Genomic DNA, 22,127 nt, shown 5'->3' on the forward strand with positions numbered 1-22,127 from the left:
AACAGTAACTGTATAGAAAAACAGGAAACACCATGAGACCTTTGACGCCACGCCAAGCTGAAATTTTAGAGCTAATTAAACGAAATATTGCCGATACTGGCATGCCACCCACTCGGGCAGAAATCGCAACCCGTTTAGGTTTTAAGAGCGCCAATGCGGCTGAAGAACATCTTAAAGCGTTGGCAAAAAAGGGCTGCATTGAGATCATGCCAGGCACATCTCGAGGCATTCGTCTGCCTGCGGAAATCGAAGATTTGACTGAAACAGGTTTACCGCTCATCGGCCAAGTGGCCGCGGGTGAACCTATCCTCGCCCAAGAACATGTTGAACAGTACTACCAAGTCGACCCAAGCATGTTTCATCCCGCCGCCGATTTTTTACTGCGAGTAAAGGGCGACAGCATGAAAAATATCGGTATTCTCGAAGGTGATTTGCTGGCAGTTCATAAAGTAGAACAAGCTAGAAATGGTCAAGTGGTTGTCGCTAGAGTCGATGACGATGTCACTGTTAAACGTTTCGAAAAAAAAGGTAATGTAGTCTATCTACATGCCGAAAATGAAGATTACTCCCCGATTAAAGTGGATTTAGGCTTCCAAAGTTTAACAATTGAAGGACTCGCCGTCGGTGTGATCCGTAATGGAGATTGGCTATGAATAAACTACTTGGCAATGCCCCCCGCCATCCGGGCTTGTGGCTCGATGAAGTCCGTGATGCCGACTATGACTGGCACCATGCGCCTATCGCCTGTATGCCAACTAAGACTCAAGGTCGCCAAGAATTAATTCATCTGAGTGCACAACTCGCTCAGTTAAGCCAACAGGGCCGTTGGTTAGTGCTCATCAACCCACCAAGTATTGGCTACAAGCAAATGCTCGCCAGTGCAGGTGTGCGTATGGATAGAGTTTTGCTGGTACATGCTAAAGATGAAGTCGAAACCCTGTGGGCGATGGAAAAAGCCCTGACAAGTGGTACGTCCAGTGCAGTCATTACTTGGACTCAATCATTAGATGCGCGGGATAATCGACGCCTACAAATCGTGGCTAAAAGTGCCCGAGCTATGGGCATAGTGCTTGAAGACGTAAACAGTCACTTACATGCAGACGTACGTATTGAGCAAGGCAATCTCTTCGGTCAGCAATCTTTTTTTAGCGCTGTACACTAAATATTCATTTAATTTTTTACCTTGAAAGCCGCCTCACCTATGAATGTGAGGCTTTTTTTTGGCAATTTTTCAGATAATTAGATAAATAAGTGATCTTGATCAATATTTAAACAGCAAGTATGGTTGGTTAAGTCGGTGATGATATATCACCTTCCGTGGTCAATGAATCGAGTATTTATCGAACTCGAAGCGCCACTAAAAATAGAGAACAGATTTATTTCAGCAGTATGTGCCAGCGTGGCTAATTACCAGCAGTAACAATACTTGATTAAAAGTAACAGCCGCCAACGCACGTTGAAGTCAAAAAAGCTTTTTTGGGAACTGAAGAGTTTGCATAGAGTTGAGACTTACTGTGTTGCTCTTCTTTGTAGTTGCTATTCGCAATTGGCAGAGGAGAAGTCTTGTGAAGCAATTGTTGTATTGTTTACTCGTGGTGCTTTTCGCACCACCGTTGACCGCCGCAGACATGCGGTTCAACATGACCCCTGGCGTGACCGAGATCAGTGGCAAGGTTTATCACTTGCACATGACCATCTTGTATATCTGCTGCGCAATAGGCCTAGTGGTCTTTGGCGTCATGATTTACGCCATGATCAACCACAGAAAATCCAAAGGCGCTGTCGCGTCCCACTTTCACGAAAGCACTAAAGTTGAAATCGCTTGGACGATTCTGCCATTTATCATTTTGATCTTAATGGCGATTCCAGCGACAAAAACTTTAATCGCAATGGAAGATCCCAGTAACGCCGATCTCACCGTAAAAGTGACGGGGTCCCAATGGAAATGGCATTACAGCTATTTCGATCAAGATATTGATTTTTATAGCATACTGACAACACCCAGAGCACAAATCGAAGGCACCGAAACCAAGGGTGAAAACTATCTATTGGAAGTCGATAAACCGCTCGTTCTACCGATAAACCGCAAAATCCGCTTTCTGATGACTTCAGAGGATGTCATCCATTCTTGGTGGGTACCCGCCTTTGCCATTAAGAAAGATGCCAACCCTGGATTTATCAATGAGGCCTGGACTCGCATCGACAAACCCGGCATTTATCGTGGTCAATGCGCCGAACTCTGCGGTAAAGACCATGGTTTTATGCCTATCGTAGTACAAGCCTTACCCGAAGCCGAGTTTGAGGCTTGGGTCACAGAGCAAAAACAAGCCGCAGGTGCTGCGGCTGAAGCCGCTCAAGCCGCTTTATCACAAACCCTAAGTAAAGAAGAGTTGATGACTCTAGGCGAACAAGTTTACCTCGGGCACTGCGCAGCCTGCCACCAGCCCAATGGCGAAGGATTGCAAGGCGTATTTCCGCCCCTTAAAGGTAGCCCGATTGCAACGGGACCGCTCAGCGGCCACCTTGAAATTGTGCTCAACGGTAAAACGGGTACAGCCATGCAAGCGTTTAGTAAACAATTGACTGCACAAGAAATCGCGGCAGTGACTACCTACGAGCGTAATGCTTGGGGCAATAATACTGGCGATGCAGTGCAAGCCAAAGACGTCAACGAGTACATGAACGGCAATTCTGCACAAACATCCGCCGCGGTACCAAGCAGTACAACCCCGACACCCGCTCCTGCAAAAGACGTCTCAGCTGCAGTCGATCCCGCAAGCCTCCCCACACTCAGCCATGACGCCCTCATGGCCGAAGGTGAAACTGTCTACGCGACCTTCTGTGCTGCCTGCCATCAAGTGACAGGTGCAGGAATACCACCCGCCTTCCCCGCGCTAGTGGGTAGTGCTATCGCCATTGGACCAGTCGCCAATCACATCGATATTGTGATGCACGGCAAAACGGGCACGGCTATGCAGGCATTTGGCAAACAGCTTAGCCCACAGCAACTTGCAGCAGTCATTACCTATGAACGCAATGCTTGGGGTAACAATACCGGCGATACAGTGCAACCTGCTGATATCGCAAGTCATGGACAGTAGGGGATAATGATGAGCACTACGACTCAAGATCAAACCGCAGCCCATGATGACCATCATCATGGTGCGCCAAAGGGCATCATGCGCTGGCTGCTAACCACCAACCATAAAGACATAGGTACTTTGTATTTATGGTTCAGCTTCATTATGTTCTTAACCGGTGGCGCTATGGCCATGGTGATCCGCGCTGAACTCTTTCAACCTGGATTACAATTGGTCGAGCCCAACTTTTTCAACCAAATGACAACTGTTCATGGGTTGATCATGGTATTCGGCGCGGTAATGCCGGCCTTTACAGGGCTAGCTAACTGGCTGATCCCGATGATGATAGGGGCGCCAGATATGGCGCTGCCACGGATGAATAACTGGAGTTTTTGGATACTCCCCTTCGCCTTTACTATTCTTCTCAGTTCGCTGTTTATGGAAGGTGGCGGACCTAACTTTGGTTGGACCTTCTACGCACCACTATCAACAACTTATAGCCCAGATAGCACGGCGCTCTTTGTATTTTCTATTCACATCATGGGGATAAGTTCGATCATGGGCGCGATCAACGTGATTGTGACCATAGTGAATTTACGCGCGCCAGGCATGACATGGATGAAGTTACCATTGTTTGTCTGGACTTGGCTTATCACGGCATTCCTACTGATCGCAGTTATGCCCGTACTCGCGGGCGCAGTGACTATGGTGCTGACCGATAAGTTTTTCGGCACGAGTTTCTTCGATGCGGCGGGCGGCGGCGATCCTGTGATGTTCCAGCATATTTTCTGGTTCTTCGGCCACCCTGAAGTTTACATCATGATCTTGCCGTCCTTTGGCATCATCTCTGCCATAGTCCCAGCCTTCAGTCGTAAACCCTTATTTGGCTATGCATCCATGGTTTATGCTACGGCTAGTATTGCAATTCTGTCGTTCCTCGTGTGGGCGCACCATATGTTCACCACAGGTATGCCAGTGTTTGCCGAGCTGTTTTTCATGTATTGCACTATGTTGATTGCAGTGCCAACTGGGGTGAAAGTGTTTAACTGGGTTGCCACTATGTGGCGCGGCTCACTCAGTTTCGAAGCGCCCATGCTGTTTGCTGTAGCCTTTATCATACTCTTCACTATTGGCGGTTTTTCGGGATTAATGCTCGCCATTACACCCGCCGACTTCCAGTACCACGATACTTATTTTGTTGTGGCACATTTCCATTATGTGCTCGTGACTGGTGCGATTTTCTCCATCATGGCAGCGGCCTATTACTGGCTACCTAAGTGGACGGGACACATGTACAACGAACGACTGGGACAATGGCATTTCTGGTGCTCGGTGATTTCAGTCAATGTGCTATTTTTCCCGATGCATTTCCTTGGGCTGGCAGGAATGCCAAGGCGTATCCCTGACTACTCGATTCAATTTGCCGATGTTAATCAAATCGTCTCGATTGGTGGGTTCGCCTTCGGCTTATCGCAATTGATTTTCTTAGTATTAGTAATTAAGTGCATCCGTGGCGGCGAAAAAGCTCCCGCTAAACCTTGGGAAGGTTCCGAGGGTTTAGAGTGGACATTGCCAAGCCCTGCGCCTTACCACTCCTTCACGACACCACCTGAGGTGAAATGAAATGGCAACCCAACACCAGCAAGATAAATCTAAGTCAAATCGTAAACTTATCAGCATGTTAGTTATAGGCTGTATTGGCATGTTTGGCTTTGGATTCGCGCTGGTGCCGCTCTACGATGTGTTGTGCGAGCAACTCGGTATCAATGGAAAACCCTCCAATACCGCGAGTAGTTATCAAGCAATCACAGTAGATACAAGCCGAATAGTGACTGTGGAATTTATTTCTCAGGTACAAACAGGCATGCCATGGACATTTGCGCCACAAACCAAACGGCTCGAAGTTCACCCTGGCGAGCTAATCCATACGGCATTTTTGGCGCGCAATATGTCCGCTAAAGCAACTATTGGCCAAGCGATACCTTCAGTTTCGCCCGGCCAAGGTGCCGCTTATTTTAATAAAACAGAATGCTTTTGCTTTAATCAACAACCCTTAGCGGCGGACACTAGCGCTGAGCTGCCGCTCATTTTCTATGTGGATCCTCAGTTACCTGAGTCTATCCATACTCTGACCCTCTCTTACACTCTCTACGACATTACCGACAAGCAGTTAGCGTCTGCCATAGAGCAAGGAGCTGCAAAATGACAACGAAACATCAGTCTTACTACGTTCCATCCCAAAGTGTCTGGCCTATTGTAGGTGCCATTGGCTTGTTCTTAATCGCCTCTGGTGCAGGCCTTTTCGTGCAACAGTTGAAATCAGGTGCATCCGGTGGCGGTTATGTGCTGCTGGTTGGGATAGCTGTGATCCTATTCATGCTGGTAGGTTGGTTTAGAACCGTGATCCAAGAGTCGATGGCAGGGCTCTATTCTAGCCAAATGGATCGATCGTTTCGCCAAGGTATGAGCTGGTTTATTTTTTCGGAAGTTATGTTTTTCGGGGCTTTTTTCGGGGCACTATTTTATGCCCGCATGTTCGCAGTGCCTTGGCTCGGTGGCGCATCGAATAATGCCATGACCCACGAAGTACTCTGGCCTCAGTTTGAAGCTATTTGGCCGCTCATTACTACGCCAGATGGCACTAAAACCCAAGCTATGCCATGGACTGGACTGCCATTAATCAACACTATCGTACTGCTAACCTCCTCAGTTACCTTACATTTCGCCCATGTCAGCCTAGAAAAAGGTAAACGTTCTGCCATTACTCTCTGGCTTGGTATCACCATACTCTTGGGTATGGGTTTCCTTGCCTTACAGGCAGAAGAATATATGCATGCCTACCGGGAAATGGGACTCACCCTAACCTCTGGGATTTATGGCAACACCTTCTTCCTGTTAACTGGCTTTCACGGCATGCATGTCACTCTGGGGACTCTCTTTTTATTCGTGTTGTTTTTCAGAGTGTTGAAGGGGCACTTTAGCGCAGATAAACATTTTGCGTTCCAAGCGGGGAGTTGGTATTGGCACTTTGTGGATGTGGTCTGGCTGTGTTTGTTTATTTTCGTTTACGTTCTCTAGTGCTTTAGTAAGGTGTGGGATTGGGGCTAATCAGCCCAGTCCCTAAGGCCACCAGCAATAACAAGATAACGAGCACGGAGAAAATCACTCGCCGACCAAGATAACGGCTCATAGGCACTTTTTCATCACCTTTCACCATAATAAACAAGGCGCGACCTAGATTAAAAATGATGAATAGCAACAGCAGAACTAAGACCAACTTAAAAATGAACAGGCTATTCATACAATATCCTCATGTTCTGCTGAATAAATTAACGGTTTTTCTACTGATATTGACTGTGGCTGTATTAACTATATTGGTCAAGTTGGGTTTATGGCAGTTAGCCCGTGGTGAAGATAAAACGACGCTTTTAGCCCAAATGGAAGCAAGGCAAGCTTTGCTGCCATTAAGTTTTGAGCAGCTCCAACTCAAGGTCGGCAAAGAAGGCGTAACGGGTTATCGACTGCAAGTACGCGCCACTCCCGCAAGCTCACAAATCTGGCTGCTGGATAATCAAATCTATCAAGGTCAAGTGGGCTATTTAGCCTTCCAACCATTGCAAGTAGAAGTTGAAAAACCTTGGTTGCTGGTCGAGTTAGGCTTTGTTGCCGCAGGCTCCCATCGGGATGAGTTACCCCACATCACTCCCCTAAGCGGGGCATTAAATATCGAAGGCAGGCTTTATCAAAAGCAAATCAATCCCTTGAGCCAAGCTTTAATGGCAGAAACAGGGACAAGTATTCGCTTTCAAAATTTAAATATGCCCGAAATGGCTAAGGTATTAGGGCACCCAGTGTTACCTGTCGTGTTGCAACCAGAGCAATTACCTTCCCTCACATTGCCCCATCCTTGGCAACCTTTCCCACTGTCAGCACAAAAACATTGGGGCTATGCGTTGCAGTGGTTTTCGATGGCAGCCGTATTTGCAGGACTAATGCTGTGGCAAGGGATTAAATATGTAAAACGCCATAGCGCCCAAACAGTCGCAAACTCAAGGAGCAAATAGGGAAATTCGTACCATACTTAGCAAGACACTAATAAAACTAAATAAATATAAAACAATAAATTAGGGATAATTTGAATGAGAGGAGCAAGCATGAACTCCCAGAATAAATCTAAACACAAAGCATTAGGGCTATTACTGCTGGCGTTTATTGCCCCCGTAGTGATTGCTAAGCTAGTGCTGAGCCTGAATTTATACCATGGCGGTGCCACCAATCATGGCGAGCTGATCAGTCCCGAAACCAGTTATGCCAGCCTTGGGGTTGAAAATTCTAATCCCAAAGAATGGCAACTACTGTATTTATTGCCCGCCAAATGCAACGATACTTGCCGCGAACGCCTGTATATTTTGCGCCAAAGCCACACAGCGTTAGGGCCAGATCAGGCGCGAGTAGAACCGCTCATCCTCACCCATCCCGACAGCGATCTTAACGCCTTAAGCGCCTTTCACTTCAACACTCGCCCCGCCAATGCAGACTTAAGCAAATGGTTAGATGAACAGCAGCTAATCATAGTCGATCCCTTAGGCAGCTTAGTCCTGCGCTACCCTCAAGTGCAGGGCAAAGAAGCACATTTAGCTCAAGGCAAGGCGCTGATTGCGGATCTGCGTAAGTTGTTAAAACTGTCGAGGGTAGATTGATGCAACTAACTTGGATCCTACGCTTAACCTTAGTCTTTACCCTATTGGTGATTTTAATGGGCGCTTACACCCGTCTATCGGATGCAGGGCTTGGCTGCCCCGATTGGCCAGGCTGCTACGGCCATATTAAAGTGCCCACCCAAGACCATGAAATCGCCCATGCGCAAACTATATTCCCAGATCACGATATCAATCCAGAGAAAGCTTGGCTGGAAATGATCCACAGATATATCGCAGGCGGACTTGGCTTACTGGTGTTGTTCATCTTAATTTTGTGCTTAAAAACACCTGAAGCACCCAAAAAGTTACCGGTCATCATAGTGCTGCTGATCCTCTTTCAAGGAGCGCTAGGCATGTGGACTGTGACCATGAAACTCATGCCAATAATTGTGATGTCGCATCTTATTGGTGGCTTTAGCCTAATCTCGCTGCTGTTACTCCTTTACCTGCGAACCCGATCTCGGCGTATATTTAATAGCGAAACCCATCCTCGGCATCTCGCACCGTTAGCGTTGGTGAGCCTATTCGTCCTTGTGGGTCAGATTATGTTGGGCGCTTGGACATCATCGAATTACGCGGCGCTCGCCTGCACCTCTTTACCCATCTGTGAGGGAAATTGGGTAGATAACTTAGCAATAGCCGAGGCATTTTCACCGTTCCAAGGCCAACACCCTAGCTTCGAATTTGGGGTACTCGATTACCCTGCACGAATGACTATCCACGTAGCCCACAGAATTGGCGCTATCGTCACTGCCAGCTTGTTACTCGTGCTCGCCTACCGATTATTTGTGGGCGCTACGGGACTTAAGGCTTTAAGCCTTTTATTAGTGGGACTAGTCATACTACAAGTGAGCTTAGGTATTTCTAACGTAGTGATGCATTTGCCACTCGGTATTGCCGTGTCTCACAACGGTGGTGCGGCACTACTGCTACTGACCTTAGTCACAATCAACTATTTTTTATGGCGCAAAGCATAAGCGAGGGATCCAAGATGGCAAAACCACTCTCAATCACCAGTAGCCTGCCCACTTTCAGCGTAACATGGCGCGCCTATTTTGAAATGACCAAACCTAAAGTCGTCGCACTGATGCTGCTCACTGTCTTAGTAGGCATGTGTCTTGCTGTCCCCCATGCGGTCCCCGTTCAACCTTTAATCGCCGGTATGCTGGGTATTGCTATGATGGCAGGTTCAGCGGCGGCGTTGAATCATCTGATCGATCGCCGTATCGATGGCTTAATGGCACGCACCTACAATCGCCCGCTACCCAAAGGGCGTATTTCGGCCACACGCGCGTTAATTTTCGCCGCTAGCTTAGGTAGTCTTGGCTTTATCGTCTTATATTCCTTAGGCAATCCACTCACAGCTTGGCTGACCTTTGCCAGCCTGATTGGCTATGCCTTGGTTTATACTGCCTATTTGAAACGCGCAACATCACAAAATATTGTGATCGGTGGCCTTGCGGGAGCTATGCCCCCCCTGCTGGGATGGACGGCAGTAACGAACGAATTTCACGGCCATGCGTTATTGCTAGTGATCATCATTTTTACGTGGACGCCGCCACATTTTTGGGCACTGGCCATTCACAGACGCGCCGAATATGCCAAAGTAGATATTCCCATGCTACCAGTCACCCACGGTGTCGAATTTACGAAAACCTGCATCTTGCTCTACACAGTATTGCTGGCGATTGCTTGCCTGTTACCTGTGCTGGTTGGTATGTGTGGGCCAGTGTATTTCGTCAGCTCGAGTTTACTCAGTACGGGATTTATCTATAAAGCATGGCAACTTAAATATCGGGATCATGATAGCTTAGCGATGCAAGTGTTCCGCTTCTCTATCTACCATTTAATGTTGTTATTTATGGCATTACTGCTAGACCACTATTTGTGGAACTAGTGTATGGAACGAGTTTGTCGCGCTAACCTGTATTTATGGAGCGAATAATGCAGAAAAGAATTTTAGTCATCGCCATTTTGTTGTTCGGTCTTGGCGGCCTATTTGCGGTGAAATTTAATCCCCCAAAACCTATCGAGTTAGAGAGCGGTTTTCTGTTTCCACAGGCCTATGAATTAGCGCCCTTTGAATTGGTTGATCAACACAAGCAAGCTTTTACCAATGCCAGTTTGCAGGGGAAATGGAGCTTATTTTTTATCGGTTTTACCTTTTGTCCCGACATTTGCCCTACGACCTTAAATAAACTTGCGGCGGCTTATCCTGATCTAAACAAAATAGCGCCATTGCAGGTAGTGTTTTTATCCGTCGATCCCAAACGGGACACACAGGATAAACTCCTGACCTATGTGAATTTTTTCAATCCAGAGTTTAAAGCGGTAACGGGTGAACAAACGCAGATATTTCCCCTCACCCGCAGCTTAGGACTCACTTATGCCATGGTGGGTGAAGGAGAAAATTACCAAGTCGACCATAGTGCGGGTTATGTTTTGGTGTCGCCGCAGGGAACGCGAGTTGCGGTATTTAAACCTACGGCAGCGTTAGGCAAACCGCCGCAGGTATTAAATGATAAATTAATTAGCGATTTTGAAAAAATAGTGGCGCAATACAAACCTAGCCGCTGATCACTCTTTAACCCAAGAGCCATCGTCCTTTGGTCTTACCCAAGGCTGAGAAAACCAATAGTAGCCATTGCGCGCCTTACTCGGCGCTGTGCAGTTATAACGCGAGCGCCCCGCGGGCAAGGCTAAATCCGCTTGAACACTAAACTCGTTTTCATTGAGCCAAGTCGGCTGTTTTGAGCCTTGACCTTGGATGTAACACATCACTTGCTTAGCAGAGATATCACTCATATCGAGGGTCACTTTAAGCTCAGGACGCCAATGGCCACCCTTTAACTCAGGATCACTTGGGGTTTGTGCAATCACAGGCATATTTAAGCTGTATAACTTTGCCTTAAGGCTTTTTAGGTCAGCATATTGTCCAGCAACGGGGAAACGCGGCAGGGCCGTTAATGGCGAATAGGGCCCGGCGGCACCGGACTGTTGCCCAAAAGCGACAAAGCCGTTCTCAGTTAACATATCCTGCAACGCTTGATTGTACTCACCGTAGGGATACGCCAGCATTTTAAAATTGTGCCCAGTGGCATCTGCAATCGCCTTTTCTGTATCTAAGATATTGGCTTTTATCCGCGCTAACCACTGCGCCTGTGATTCATTTTCTAAGGCGCGGATCAAATGTTCGTGCGCCCAACTGTGATTAGCAATATCGGCGCCTTCCTTGGATAATGTGATGAGTTCATCCCAAGTCATCATCTCGGTAAACTTTTGTTTAATCGGCTCAATTGCCACAAACAAGGTGTAGGGGAATCCAAATTCCTTTAGGATAGGATGCGCCGTAGTCGCTATACTGCGATAACCATCATCGAAGGTAATTGCGATTGTTTTAGCGGGTAAATCTTGTTTTTGCTTGATCGCTTCAACCACTTTAGAAAGCGGGATCACCTTAAAGCCGTCATCGACGAGAAACTGCATTTGCTCACGAAATTGCGCGGGCGTAACGCTGGTTGCCGCCGGAGTGGTTTCTGACACATGGTGATATTGCAGAATGACCACGGCATGGGCAGAAAACGTCATTAGCCCTATGAGTGCCAACAGCACACGTTTAACCATAATGTGAACACCTCTGAAATTAATGAATACTGCTAAATCAACTTGGCTCGACCTCATGCTCAACGGCGCGAAAAATCGCCAGTTACTGGCGCTCGCCCTGCCGATGATACTCTCCAATATCACTATCCCGCTGTTGGGCTTAGTCGATACGGCTGTTATAGGTCATCTGAGTGAGGCCTATTATTTAGGGGGAGTCGCTGTCGGGTCAACGATTATCACATTAATCATTTGGTTATTGGGATTTTTGCGTATGGCGACGACAGGTTTAGTCGCGCAAGCCTTTGGTGCTGACGATCTTCACGCCCAGCACAAGCTCTTAGTCCAAGGCGCTATGCTAGCGATGTTATTGGGCGCAGGCGTTATCGCACTGCAAGTCCCGATATTGGATTTAGCGTTAGGATTATCCGAAGCGAGTAGCGAAGTCGAGCGCTATTGCCGCGAGTATTTTCAGGTACGAATTTGGTCAACGCCCTTCGCCCTGCTCAATTTAGTGATGTTAGGTTGGCTCTTAGGGCGACAACAACCTAAAGCCGCCATGTGGCAGTTGATTTTAGCCAACCTTGCCAATATTATTCTCGATGTGGTGTTTGTCCTCGGCTTGGGTTGGGGCGTTAAAGGCGCTGCCCTCGCCTCAGTATTTGCCGATATCACCGCTTTCTCAGTCGCACTCACTATGGTGTTACAACAACTCAAGCGCGCACCCGAGTTTCACTTATCTCAGCTATTCCCCCATGTCACCTTAACGGGTTATGGCAAATTACTGAGGCTCAACACAGATATTTTTGTCCGCAGCCTCTGTTTGCAGGCAGCTTTTGCCTTTATGACATTCCATGGTGCAGGTCTAGGTGATAATACCGTTGCGGCCAATGCCGTGTTATTGAATTTACTGCTATTAATCTCCTACGCTCTAGATGGTATAGCCTATTATGCCGAGGCAGAAGTCGGTCGAGCCTATGGGCAAAAACAGGCAGAACAATTAAGGGAAGCTGTGATCTTAGCTTGGTGCTGGTCGGCCATAACGGCACTAGGATTCTGCGCTGTATTTAGTCTTTTTGGCAGTAATATTATCGCGTTATTGACCAGTATTAATGAGGTCAGAGCCACTGCGCAAACCTATCTTATCTGGCTAATATTCTTGCCTTTATGGTCCTTTAGCTCGTATTTATTCGATGGTGTTTACATAGGTGCCGCTAAAGGAAAAGTGATGCGCAATAGCATGATACTCGCCACCTTTGGCGCGTTTTTCCCAACATGGTATTTACTGCAGCAGCTATTACTACCAGAGCAAGGCAACCATGCCCTCTGGGCCGCGATGAGTGTCTTTATGATCGTCAGAAGCCTAACGCTCGCAGGGCATTATTATTTCAGTCAGGCCTTTTTACATAAATAAATCTGTAAAGACAGTAGTTTACTAATCTCAAAATCATTATTATGTTGATTTTACAATTGTAACGAAGATGTGAATCGATAATGAAAAGGATTTTACCGCTGCTATTGCTGTGGCTATGTAACTATACGGTTGCCAACACTGCGCCACAATTACCCGCTGAAGCCTTTGCAAGCATCCCAGATGTTAGCTCTGTGCAGCTCTCGCCTAATGGCAAAAAAATCGCTTCTGTTGTACGGGTCGATCAAGCCAAACTCAAAGGTACTGTCGTTAGTATCCAAGATATAGAAACAGGCGAAAAAAGCATTCCGCTGCACACGGATAATCAAAAATTTGTCATCCTGTCTCTGCAGTGGGCAAACGATAATATCTTACTGATCAGTGCTAAGTTTCCGGCTAACCGTTACGGTACACCTACAACCGAAACCCGCCTTGTTAAGTATGATTTGACCACGAAAAAGACCTCGAGTGTCCTTCCGCGCAGCGTCTTAGACCGTCTTAATTGGATCCCGCAACATCAGGGGCAAATTATCGATCTTATGCCAGATGATCCCGATAATATTTTACTGTCATTAGACGGAATGGGCGAAAACGTAGGCGAAGACAGCGTTCTGAAAGTCAATTTAGCGCAGGGGAAATCCAGTTACACCCAAAATGCTAAAAAGAAGATTATAAGTTGGATTACCGACAGGCAGCACAAAGTCCGAATTTCTATCTACAACGATGATACTGAGTACCGTATTTATGAACAGGCCGAGCAAAAGAGTGATTCACGCTTGCTTTGGACCTTTAAAGCCTTCTCTGAGGACACGGTTTGGCCATTAGGTTTTGATGCAGACCCTAATATCCTCTACGTTCGCGCCTATCACCAAGGTTTCGAAGCCATTTTTAAAGTGAACCTGACCGACCCTAATCTTAGAAAAGAGTTAGTTTACGCCAATGAAGCAACTGACGTCGAAGGGGATTTACTCTACTCGCAATTAAAGAAAAAAGTCATTGGTATCAGTGAAGGCGACGGCGAGGAATACACCTTCTGGGAAACAGAATATGTCGGACTACAAAATGGTCTTAAGGCTGTATTACCCGATGCTCACAACTATATTACTCAATTCAGTGCAAATGAACGCCGCTACATAGTGTATTCCACCAGCTCGACCGAGCCTGGCACCTATTATTTCGGCGATAGGGACGAAAAAACGTTATATCCCATCGCGAACAGATACGGCAAGCTCAATAGTGAGCTACTCGCCAACACCCAACATCTAACTTACGAAGCAAGGGATAAGCTCAAAATCGATGCTTACCTAACAGTACCAAAGGGACTCGAAGCCAAACAGCTACCGACGATTATTTTCCCCCATGGCGGCCCGATCAGTTATGACAGTAACGACTTTGACTACTGGGCACAGTTTTTCGCTAATCGTGGTTATGCGGTATTTCGAATGAATTTCAGGGGGTCGGCAGGTTACGGCTATGAGTTTATGAAGGCTGGCCTAAAAAGCTGGGGTCTCGAAATGCAAAACGATGTTGAAGACGGGACTCGTTACCTAATAGCTCAAGGGATTAGCGATCCTAAACGCATTTGTATTGCCGGTGCGAGTTATGGTGGTTACGCGGCCTTAATGGGGGCTGCTATGACTCCCGATCTTTACCGTTGCGCCATCAGTGTGGCTGGTGTGACCGATGTGGCCTACCTAGTAAAATCAAGCCGCAGACATACCAACTATGAAGTGGTTAAAGAACAAATAGGAGATGATCTCGATGCCCTCTATGAGCGCTCACCTATCAGTAAAGCAGATAAAATTAACATCCCAGTATTACTGCTACATGGCGATAAAGACAGAGTCGTTAAGGTTCAACATAGCCGAGAAATGTATGACGAGCTCAAATCACTGAATAAACCAGTGGAGTATATTGAGTTGGAAAATGGTGATCATTACCTGAGCAATAACGACAACAGACTCGCGACGTTTAAAGCCTTAGATAAGTTCTTAGCTGACAATCTTAACCCTAAGTTATAACTGAACAACTGCACTTAAAGCGAAAGCCAAATATGAAAAACGCGACTCTGAGGTCGCGTTTTTCATTCAGCTCAACAAACAAGATTAAGCGTAAGAATGTTCACCGTGTTGGTGATCTGTCACGTCACGTACGCCAGTCAACTCACCTGGGAACATGTCTAACAATTGTTTTTCGATACCATCCTTCAGGGTGATATCAACTTGAGAACAACCGTTACAACCACCGCCGAACTGCAGTACAGCCACGCCTTCTTTAGTGATTTCAACAAGCATGATATTACCACCATGGCCAGCTAACTGAGGGTTGATTTCTGATTGGATCACGTATTCGATACGCTCGACTAAAGGTGCATCACCAGACACTTTACGCATTTTTGCGTTAGGTGCTTTGAGCGTGAGTTGTGAACCTAATTGGTCAGTCACAAAATCAATAGTGGCATCTTCAAGGAAAGGTGCACTCTTCTCATCGACCATAGCATTGAAGCCAGTGAACTCGATTTCAATATCATCACTTTCCACTGCATCTGGTGGACAATAAGACACACCACACTCGGCTTGCGAGGTTCCTGGACTGATCACAAATACGCGAATATGAGTGCCTTCAGGTTGATCTGCTAACAACTTAACAAAATGGGCTTGAGCCGCATCGGAAATGGTAATCATGAAAACCTGCTCCGTCAGGGGATACCTGAGTGTTTTAGTAAGAATTAGCAGTATGATACTCCGACTCACCTTCGCTTTGTAGTCCTTTGGATAGCAAGTTTATGGATTTTTGCCATAGCGATCACGATTTATTCATCATAAACAAGCTTTAAACGAATGTGTTGTACGCGAGTGAACTGCATCATTTACAAACAAAAGCGACCCAATTGGGTCGCTTTAAGCCAGACATAAAATACAAACTATTTAGCCGCTTCTTGTCCCGCGATACGACCAAAGACAATGATATCAGTGTAAGCATTACCACCGAGTCGATTGGTTCCATGGGTTAAACCAGTCACTTCACCCGCAGCAAACAAGCCCGGAATCACCTTTCCTTGTTCATCAAGTACACGAGTACGTATATCAACCGCTAGTCCACCCATAGTATGGTGCACAGAAGGTGTCGCCTTTAAAATCCAATAAGGTCCTTTACTTAAATCAACCAATCCTGAGCGATGATTAAAGGCTTCATCCTTTCCTGTTGCGGCATAACGATTAACGTCTTTAATCGTTGATAACAGCTTATCTTCAGGAATATTAAAGACTTTAGCAGCTTCTTCTAAGGTGTCGACCTTATACATTAGCCCGTCTTTTGTGAATTCCTTCAGTTCACCTTGATGCATTTCAACAGTATGGGCAACATCTTCAATAGCTTGGTTCCAGAGCACATAAGTATAACGGCCTGGTTGGGCTAGAATGGCCTGTGAAATCACATCTCGGCGTTCCAATTCTTCAACAAAGCGCTCACCCTTCTGGTTGATTAACACCGCACCAAAGAAGCGAGAGTCTGCAATCAAGGCAATCGCACCCGAGGTTGGGCTACAAATAGGATATGACTGGATATATCCCATATTTTTAGCTGCTGCATGTATTTTTTCTGCCATCACAATACCGTCACCAGTACCACCTGAATGACCAGTGCTGCCATAACGTTCATCTAACTCTGGGTTATATTTTTTACGCATTTCCATGTTAGACGAGAAGCCACCTGTGGCAATCACAACACCGCGTTTTGCATAGTAGGTTACCGTTTTGCCATTATGAATCGCTTCTACACCCACAATTCTGCCCGTTTGATCTTGAATTAACTTTTCAGCCTTAGTATTGGTATGAATTGGTAAGCCTACTTCTTCAGCTTTAATAGAAAACTTGCTGATCACCTCTGCTCCGGTATGACCTTTAGGGATAAGCGCACGTTTCACGCTGTGTCCACCAAACTGAAATAATTGATCTGGGTAAAATTCTACTTTGACGTAATCCCTTAACCACTCAGCAGCATCAACCGCATTATCGACCATGGTCTTAACCATTTCAGGGTCACCTTTGAAATCGCCGCCTTTTAGCGTGTCGCTAATAAACAGCTCTTTGCTATCGGTAACTCCCATATTTTTTTGCACCCAACTACCGGCCACATTCATCTCAGCGCCAGAAATCAAAGAATTACCGCCGATAATAGGCATCTTTTCAATAATAACGGCGGAGCGGCCTGCGGCCATAGCCTCTAAACCAGCACTGAAACCTGCACCACCCGAGCCAATAATCACCACATCATAGGTATATTCTGCTGGTGTTAATGCTTCATTTTTTTTAGCTGAAGCGACAGCAACTAACGTAACACCTGCGGCTTCAATACTTTTACCCACAGCTTCTTTAAGCGCTTTAGACGTTACGGTTGCGCCTGCAATACCGTCAACCTCGATAGAGTTATTATCAATAATTGCCTGTTTAACATCTTTAAATACGGCACCAGCAAGGACCTTATTTTCCTTTTGCTTTAGTACATCAATCGCCACAATGTGTCCGTCTTTGAATGTGGTTTCGACCTGCACTTCGCCATGCTTGCCTTGAGCGGTTCCCTGGCTTTTTACTATTTGATGGGTAACTTGGCAGCCGACAATAATTGCTGTTGCCGTGGCAGCAATACCAATAATGGATTTTTTATAATGCATTACAATTCCCTTATTATTTTTAATGAAAACTAGAACAGCATCAAATTAAATGAGATTCTACTTATCAAAAATTCAACCTATTTGATAAACCGTTAAAACTGATAACCAACAGATATACCGTATTCAATCCCATCATTATATTGCGAACCCCAGCTATCATAATGGGTGATATATAACTTTGAAAATATTGAACCTGTGAGGCTTGTTTGTAATGTTGTAATTATCTGATGGCCATAGCTGTCATATGAAAATAATGATTGATGCGCTTTATCCCTATCAATTTGTGCTTCATAATTCAAACTTAAACTATTTTTTAAACCTAGCAACTCAAATGGGTACTTTGCATTTAAAACCATGGCATAACCTGACAGATCATTAAACTTCTCTGATGTGGGGGAAAAGCTACCAATGGTATAATTTAAACCGACACCATAGTTTAGTGATAAATTTTGAATTTTTGCATTATGGGTAATACCTAAGTAAAGATTATCTTCAACTAGCGTTTCACTCGCAGAGATAAAGTTCTGAGTCCAGAAGTTGAACTGCGACTCTCCCAGCTTATTTTCAAGTATCAATAATGACTTAATGGTAGTTTTACCATCAAGGTTCTTCTGATTTTCCGCGATTTCAGCAGGGTTTTCGAGCTTAAGATTAGCAAAGTAAGTACCCCAATCAGCAATGCCTAAATGATTCAACTTTACAAAAGGTTGATTAAAAACACCTGGGTTATCATTTTTTGCGGCACTAGTATAAAACTTATAACCTAAATCCACGCTCGTTTTATTCACATCAGCATATACTGAACCACTAAAAATAATTGCACTGACTAAAATAGATGCCACACTTTTTTTACACATAGAGCCCCTCTCAATCATGTATTCTAGGAAGTATTTTAAAATACTTATCGACCAGTAAACTTTATATAATAAAGTTACTACGAATAGCATGATGACTATGTGATCTAAGCCCAACGGCGCTTTTGCATTTTAAAAGTGTGTGGTTTAATGCAGTAAATCTATAGTTCCCATTCTTTAGTTATTAGATATGACCAGCCTAGCTGTAAATAAATTATTTGCAGATGAGCTAGTAAAAATCCAACCCAGTTGATTAGCGAGACGTTTCACTAGTAAAAGCCCTAAACCAAATCCATGGCGGCCCTTACTATTGTAGGAATTGATTATTTCTATACAACAAGCATCTTGAGTAATGCGAATATCCATCCCACCATGCTCAATACTATTCCTTAATAAATTGCTTAATATGATTTTTAGCGGATGAAGCTGAACTGGCAAGCAAGTATCGTCACATAATAATTGAATTTTTTGCTCATAACCATGTACCCGTTGCTGCTCCTCGATAATACTGGTAAGTAAAGGCGATAATGCTACGTTTTCCTTTTCTAGGTTTGAACACTCTTTATTAGTTAACCATAGTAGGGTTTCAATGAGTGACTTCATTTGATTGGTCGCTTGGGAAGCATACAGAGTTGCCCCCGTAAGCTCACCTTGTTGTAATGCGAGGATTTCGAATGAAGATTGGCATATGGCGACTGGCGTACGTAACTCATGACTAGCAAAACGTAAAAAATTGAGTTCTCGCTGCTGAGCCTCCTGAAGTTGTAAAATCGAGTTATCTAAAGCATCAACAATAGCTTTTAATTCAGCATATTCTTGTTCTGGTAAACTCAGTTTTCCTCCTCCTTCCCAATCATGTTGTTTAATCGCATGACTAATTTGATGAACAGGCGTAATCACTTTACTTTGCATATAAAACGCTAAGCTTGCACTGGCACAAAAGGTTATCAAGACAAGCAGCAAGATCGCCGTCATATTTTTAGGGGCAAAGTGCAAATCATGGGTAACACTAAACTGCAGCCAAACGTAGAGCGGCTGGCCAGTTTGGGTGTAGTACACACTTAACGCGTTAACAATGGGACCTTCTGCATGCTCATAGTGAATTGTGCTCGCATCAGTTAAGACTTCATTGTTACTTAACTCACGAATTTGCAGCGGAATATCTCGCCAATGAGGATAGACTGTTAAGTTATCGGTTTTTAGAAGTGGTTGATGAAGTAATGATTGCTGAGTTGGCTCCGCCAGCTTCAGTAATGCTTCAGCCGCTTGCCCTGCATTGTGCATTGTGACTTCATGCATAGAAATCATACCTGCACACATCATGCAAAGCGGGATAAAACTATTTACACCTAAGGTTATTAATAGAAAAATAACTCCCCACACTTGATAACTACGCTTGAGGCTAAGTTTAGGCGCTTGCATTGATATCATCTCTAAGGCTTAAACCGACGCCACGAATCGTATGTAATATTTGCCGTTCAAAGGGGCGATCGATCACTCGGCGCAAAAGATGAATATGGCTGCGCAAGCTATCACTATCAGGTGTACTGTCGGGCCAAAGCATTCGCTCAATCTCTTCTCTACTCACCGTTTCTGGACTACGCCTAGCTAATAAAGCCAGGATCTGCCATCCGGTTTTAGACAAAGCCAGCTGTTGCCCTTGCCGATACACCATGTGGTTTGCAAAATCGATTTCTAGGTCGCCAATAGTCAACCTTTGGGGCGCGGGACGACGCTGAGCAACCACCTTCAATCGCGCGACCAGTTCCTCCATTGCAAAGGGTTTTACTAAATAATCGTCCGCGCCCACAGCAAACCCACTCAAGCGATCATTCAGACTACTACGTGCAGTTAACATGATTACTGGTGAGGTAATGCACTGTGCTTTCCAGCGTTCACACGCTTCAATCCCATCACCATCCGGCAAATTTAGATCGAGAATAATAGCGTCGAACTGCTGCTGACTAATGAGCATATCCGCTTGTGCCAGGTTGAAAGCGTAATCACACTCTATACCACTCAATTCAAGATATTGAATGATGTTGTTAGAAAGAAGTCGATTATCTTCAACCAGTAATATCAACATATTTAGATCAACTCATATTGATGGGCTAAATGGATTAAATTTGCTCTATTTGTAGCCCCAAATTTCTTACGCATGGATTCCATATGATATTCAACTCCTCTGACACTTATCGGGAGCTGAGTTGAAATTTCGTCGTTTTGAAGACCGTTTGCGACCATAAGTAGGATATCTCTCGCATTATCTTTAAGCAGAGAGCTTTGTAGAAATGGATTGAACAATTGTTTATTACATTCAAAAAGCTTGTTTTGAGCTTCCTTTAAAGTGTCTGCCAATCCCTCTAATACCACCTCCGAAGCACTAAGATGGCTAAGTAGTATAAACCGGCCTGCCCAATGACGATTAGAGTGGCATGAGATGGGCCAGCTCAAAACACTTTGAATATTATGCTTACTAAACAGTAAGCTGGTCTTATCATTTTTTTCACTCGTGAATCTATACATATAAGATTTTGAAGTATCCAATGAAAAACCAAAATTGAAATCATGGGAGGCTATCTGATTTAAATAAAAATGCTGTAATTCAGCTATGACATGGGAAGAAGCTATGCTGGCGATAGGTTTTCTTAGTGCCGTAGGAGAGAACAGATTGGTATCTTTTGGAAAGTGATAATTTTCATACGCACAATGTGGAACTCCTTGAAACCAGAAACCACAAAAACCATGTAGCTTTAAAGAGTAGTTTATCGCCTGAATAACGTCCTTCAGCGTTGATGCCGTATCTGCATTTGATCGCGCCAGTTTAGCGTCCATAAATACCCTCCAAACGAAATAATATAGGAAGGTATCTCAATACAAAAAATAAACAAAACCCATTGATACAGATACTTACATCTTGTCGCAAAATTAAAACTTATTCATGTTTACGCAGTATTTTTGACATAATTTTGACATACACAAAGATATAATGGAGCAATGCTTTTAACCTTTTTAAATATCATCCAACAAGCCTGGCGCCTCAGCCCTTGCCAAACACCATACTTGAACATGCACATAACGCGCTTCGAATAAGCGAGCAATTTCAGAGACTGTAGTGCCAGTGGTGACCACATCATCCACCAATGCAATACGCTGGAACGCAAAATCATCCGCTAACATAAAGGCATCATGTAAGTTGCGTCGTCGCTGCGCCCCCGAAAGCCCCGCCTGCGGTCGAGTGTCTTGTTGACGCGTTAACCCTTCGCTCACTAATGGCAGTTGCAAGAGCTGCGATAAGTCATGGGCAATTAACCACGCCTGATTAAATCCCCGTTGTTGCAAACGTTTTGGATGCAATGGAACTGGCACTATCGCTTGAGGCAGCGAGATTAATCCTTGCTGTTCTAATACCTTAAGTCGTGCCACTAAGGCGCGACACAGCACGGGCAAAGCGGCAAGTTGACCTTGATATTTAATCGCACCAACCCAAGCACCCAAACCTTGATGATAACTACAAGGCGCAATGACTTTACGTGGCTGACGCTTTTGGCATTCACCGCAATAATCGACTTCTATTTGCATCGACTTACCGCAACCTAAGCAAATAGGCCCATGATATAAGCCAGATTGAAGACAAACGGCGCAAATGCCAGTCTCGGGAAGTGATATGGATTGGTGGCACAGCAGGCAACGGTTAGGTAAACTGCCCGCCAACCACCTTGTACCGAGTTGATAGCCTAAACGCATTACCCGCAAAGCAGATTGCGACCAAATCCTTTTGACAAAGTACGGCATACATTCACCTAATCC

The 22,127-nt window shown here is 45.1% G+C and carries 22 protein-coding genes; 13 read left to right on the forward strand and 9 right to left on the reverse strand.

Features of this window, described 5'->3' with window-relative positions:
• Positions 1-32: 32 nt before the first annotated feature.
• The 6 genes from lexA to L5L94_RS08090 all read left to right on the forward strand — a co-directional run bounded on the left by lexA (position 33) and on the right by L5L94_RS08090 (position 6,158).
• Complete coding sequence (lexA, locus tag L5L94_RS08065) at positions 33-653, forward strand: transcriptional repressor LexA (protein ID WP_105250639.1); 621 nt, start codon at positions 33-35, stop codon at positions 651-653.
• Complete coding sequence (locus L5L94_RS08070; RefSeq protein ID WP_131524817.1) at positions 650-1,162, forward strand: cell division inhibitor SulA; 513 nt, start codon at positions 650-652, stop codon at positions 1,160-1,162. The genes lexA and L5L94_RS08070 overlap by 4 nt, the downstream gene beginning before the upstream one ends.
• Before the next feature lie 403 nt (positions 1,163-1,565).
• Complete coding sequence (coxB, locus tag L5L94_RS08075) at positions 1,566-3,101, forward strand: cytochrome c oxidase subunit II (RefSeq protein WP_263162408.1); 1,536 nt, start codon at positions 1,566-1,568, stop codon at positions 3,099-3,101.
• Between the two features lie 9 nt (positions 3,102-3,110).
• On the forward strand, positions 3,111-4,703 hold the full coding sequence (gene ctaD / locus L5L94_RS08080) for a cytochrome c oxidase subunit I (protein WP_263162411.1): 1,593 nt from the start codon (positions 3,111-3,113) through the stop codon (positions 4,701-4,703).
• A 1-nt stretch (position 4,704) separates the two neighbouring features.
• Positions 4,705-5,286 carry a cytochrome c oxidase assembly protein gene (locus L5L94_RS08085; protein ID WP_198572399.1) on the forward strand — a complete coding sequence of 194 codons (582 nt, stop codon included), beginning with the start codon at positions 4,705-4,707 and terminating at the stop codon, positions 5,284-5,286.
• Positions 5,283-6,158 (forward strand): cytochrome c oxidase subunit 3, encoded by an 876-nt coding sequence (locus tag L5L94_RS08090; protein ID WP_105250644.1) that lies wholly within the window; start codon positions 5,283-5,285, stop codon positions 6,156-6,158. The genes L5L94_RS08085 and L5L94_RS08090 overlap by 4 nt, the downstream gene beginning before the upstream one ends.
• 4 nt (positions 6,159-6,162) lie before the next feature.
• Here the strand turns inward: L5L94_RS08090 and L5L94_RS08095 are convergent, their stop codons facing one another.
• Entirely contained in the window at positions 6,163-6,381 is a 219-nt protein-coding gene (locus L5L94_RS08095; RefSeq protein WP_105250645.1) for a DUF2909 family protein, read from the reverse strand.
• On the opposite strand from L5L94_RS08095, the gene L5L94_RS08100 reads away from it, so the two are divergent.
• From L5L94_RS08100 to L5L94_RS08120, 5 genes are all read left to right on the forward strand, one after another.
• A complete protein-coding gene (locus L5L94_RS08100) occupies positions 6,380-7,144 on the forward strand; it encodes an SURF1 family protein (protein ID WP_263162685.1) in 765 nt (254 codons plus the stop codon). The genes L5L94_RS08095 and L5L94_RS08100 overlap by 2 nt on opposite strands.
• A 90-nt stretch (positions 7,145-7,234) precedes the next feature.
• The gene (locus L5L94_RS08105) at positions 7,235-7,780 is read left to right on the forward strand and encodes a hypothetical protein (protein ID WP_198572401.1); all 546 of its coding nucleotides are present in this window, start codon (positions 7,235-7,237) and stop codon (positions 7,778-7,780) included.
• A complete protein-coding gene (locus L5L94_RS08110) occupies positions 7,780-8,757 on the forward strand; it encodes a COX15/CtaA family protein (RefSeq protein ID WP_263162416.1) in 978 nt (325 codons plus the stop codon). The genes L5L94_RS08105 and L5L94_RS08110 overlap by 1 nt, the downstream gene beginning before the upstream one ends.
• A gap of 14 nt (positions 8,758-8,771) precedes the next feature.
• Positions 8,772-9,677, forward strand: a complete 906-nt coding sequence (cyoE, locus tag L5L94_RS08115) for a heme o synthase (protein ID WP_263162418.1) — start codon at positions 8,772-8,774, stop codon at positions 9,675-9,677.
• Between the two features lie 47 nt (positions 9,678-9,724).
• Complete coding sequence (locus L5L94_RS08120) at positions 9,725-10,357, forward strand: SCO family protein (protein ID WP_173497969.1); 633 nt, start codon at positions 9,725-9,727, stop codon at positions 10,355-10,357.
• On the opposite strand, the gene L5L94_RS08125 is transcribed toward L5L94_RS08120, so the two are convergent.
• Positions 10,358-11,404 carry a polysaccharide deacetylase family protein gene (locus tag L5L94_RS08125; RefSeq protein ID WP_168827212.1) on the reverse strand — a complete coding sequence of 349 codons (1,047 nt, stop codon included), beginning with the start codon at positions 11,402-11,404 and terminating at the stop codon, positions 10,358-10,360.
• Between the two features lie 22 nt (positions 11,405-11,426).
• Here L5L94_RS08125 and L5L94_RS08130 point away from each other — a divergent pair, with 22 nt between their 5' ends.
• On the forward strand, positions 11,427-12,794 hold the full coding sequence (locus L5L94_RS08130; RefSeq protein WP_219251881.1) for an MATE family efflux transporter: 1,368 nt from the start codon (positions 11,427-11,429) through the stop codon (positions 12,792-12,794).
• 80 nt (positions 12,795-12,874) lie between these two features.
• On the forward strand, positions 12,875-14,812 hold the full coding sequence (locus L5L94_RS08135) for an alpha/beta hydrolase family protein (protein ID WP_263162422.1): 1,938 nt from the start codon (positions 12,875-12,877) through the stop codon (positions 14,810-14,812).
• Positions 14,813-14,896: 84 nt separating this feature from the next.
• Here the strand turns inward: L5L94_RS08135 and nfuA are convergent, their stop codons facing one another.
• From nfuA to L5L94_RS08170, 7 genes are all read right to left on the reverse strand, one after another.
• Positions 14,897-15,475: a Fe-S biogenesis protein NfuA gene (gene nfuA, locus L5L94_RS08140; RefSeq protein ID WP_006079591.1), complete on the reverse strand. Its 579-nt coding sequence runs from the start codon at positions 15,473-15,475 to the stop codon at positions 14,897-14,899.
• 239 nt (positions 15,476-15,714) lie between these two features.
• Complete coding sequence (gene urdA, locus L5L94_RS08145; RefSeq protein ID WP_263162425.1) at positions 15,715-17,463, reverse strand: urocanate reductase; 1,749 nt, start codon at positions 17,461-17,463, stop codon at positions 15,715-15,717.
• 92 nt (positions 17,464-17,555) lie between these two features.
• Complete coding sequence (locus tag L5L94_RS08150; RefSeq protein ID WP_219251883.1) at positions 17,556-18,320, reverse strand: outer membrane protein OmpK; 765 nt, start codon at positions 18,318-18,320, stop codon at positions 17,556-17,558.
• Between the two features lie 174 nt (positions 18,321-18,494).
• On the reverse strand, positions 18,495-19,739 hold the full coding sequence (locus L5L94_RS08155) for a sensor histidine kinase (RefSeq protein ID WP_263162428.1): 1,245 nt from the start codon (positions 19,737-19,739) through the stop codon (positions 18,495-18,497).
• A complete protein-coding gene (locus L5L94_RS08160) occupies positions 19,726-20,403 on the reverse strand; it encodes a response regulator transcription factor (protein ID WP_219251885.1) in 678 nt (225 codons plus the stop codon). Before L5L94_RS08160 ends, L5L94_RS08155 begins: the two co-directional genes overlap by 14 nt.
• Positions 20,404-20,405: 2 nt before the next feature.
• On the reverse strand, positions 20,406-21,152 hold the full coding sequence (locus L5L94_RS08165; RefSeq protein ID WP_263162431.1) for a helix-turn-helix transcriptional regulator: 747 nt from the start codon (positions 21,150-21,152) through the stop codon (positions 20,406-20,408).
• A 177-nt stretch (positions 21,153-21,329) separates the two neighbouring features.
• Positions 21,330-22,112, reverse strand: coding sequence for a ComF family protein (locus tag L5L94_RS08170; protein WP_263162434.1), 783 nt, complete (start codon positions 22,110-22,112; stop codon positions 21,330-21,332).
• Positions 22,113-22,127: the final 15 nt, after the last annotated feature.

Origin of the sequence: Shewanella sp. SM21, from assembly GCF_025654335.1 — a bacterium.
GTDB lineage: Bacteria > Pseudomonadota > Gammaproteobacteria > Enterobacterales > Shewanellaceae > Shewanella > Shewanella oncorhynchi.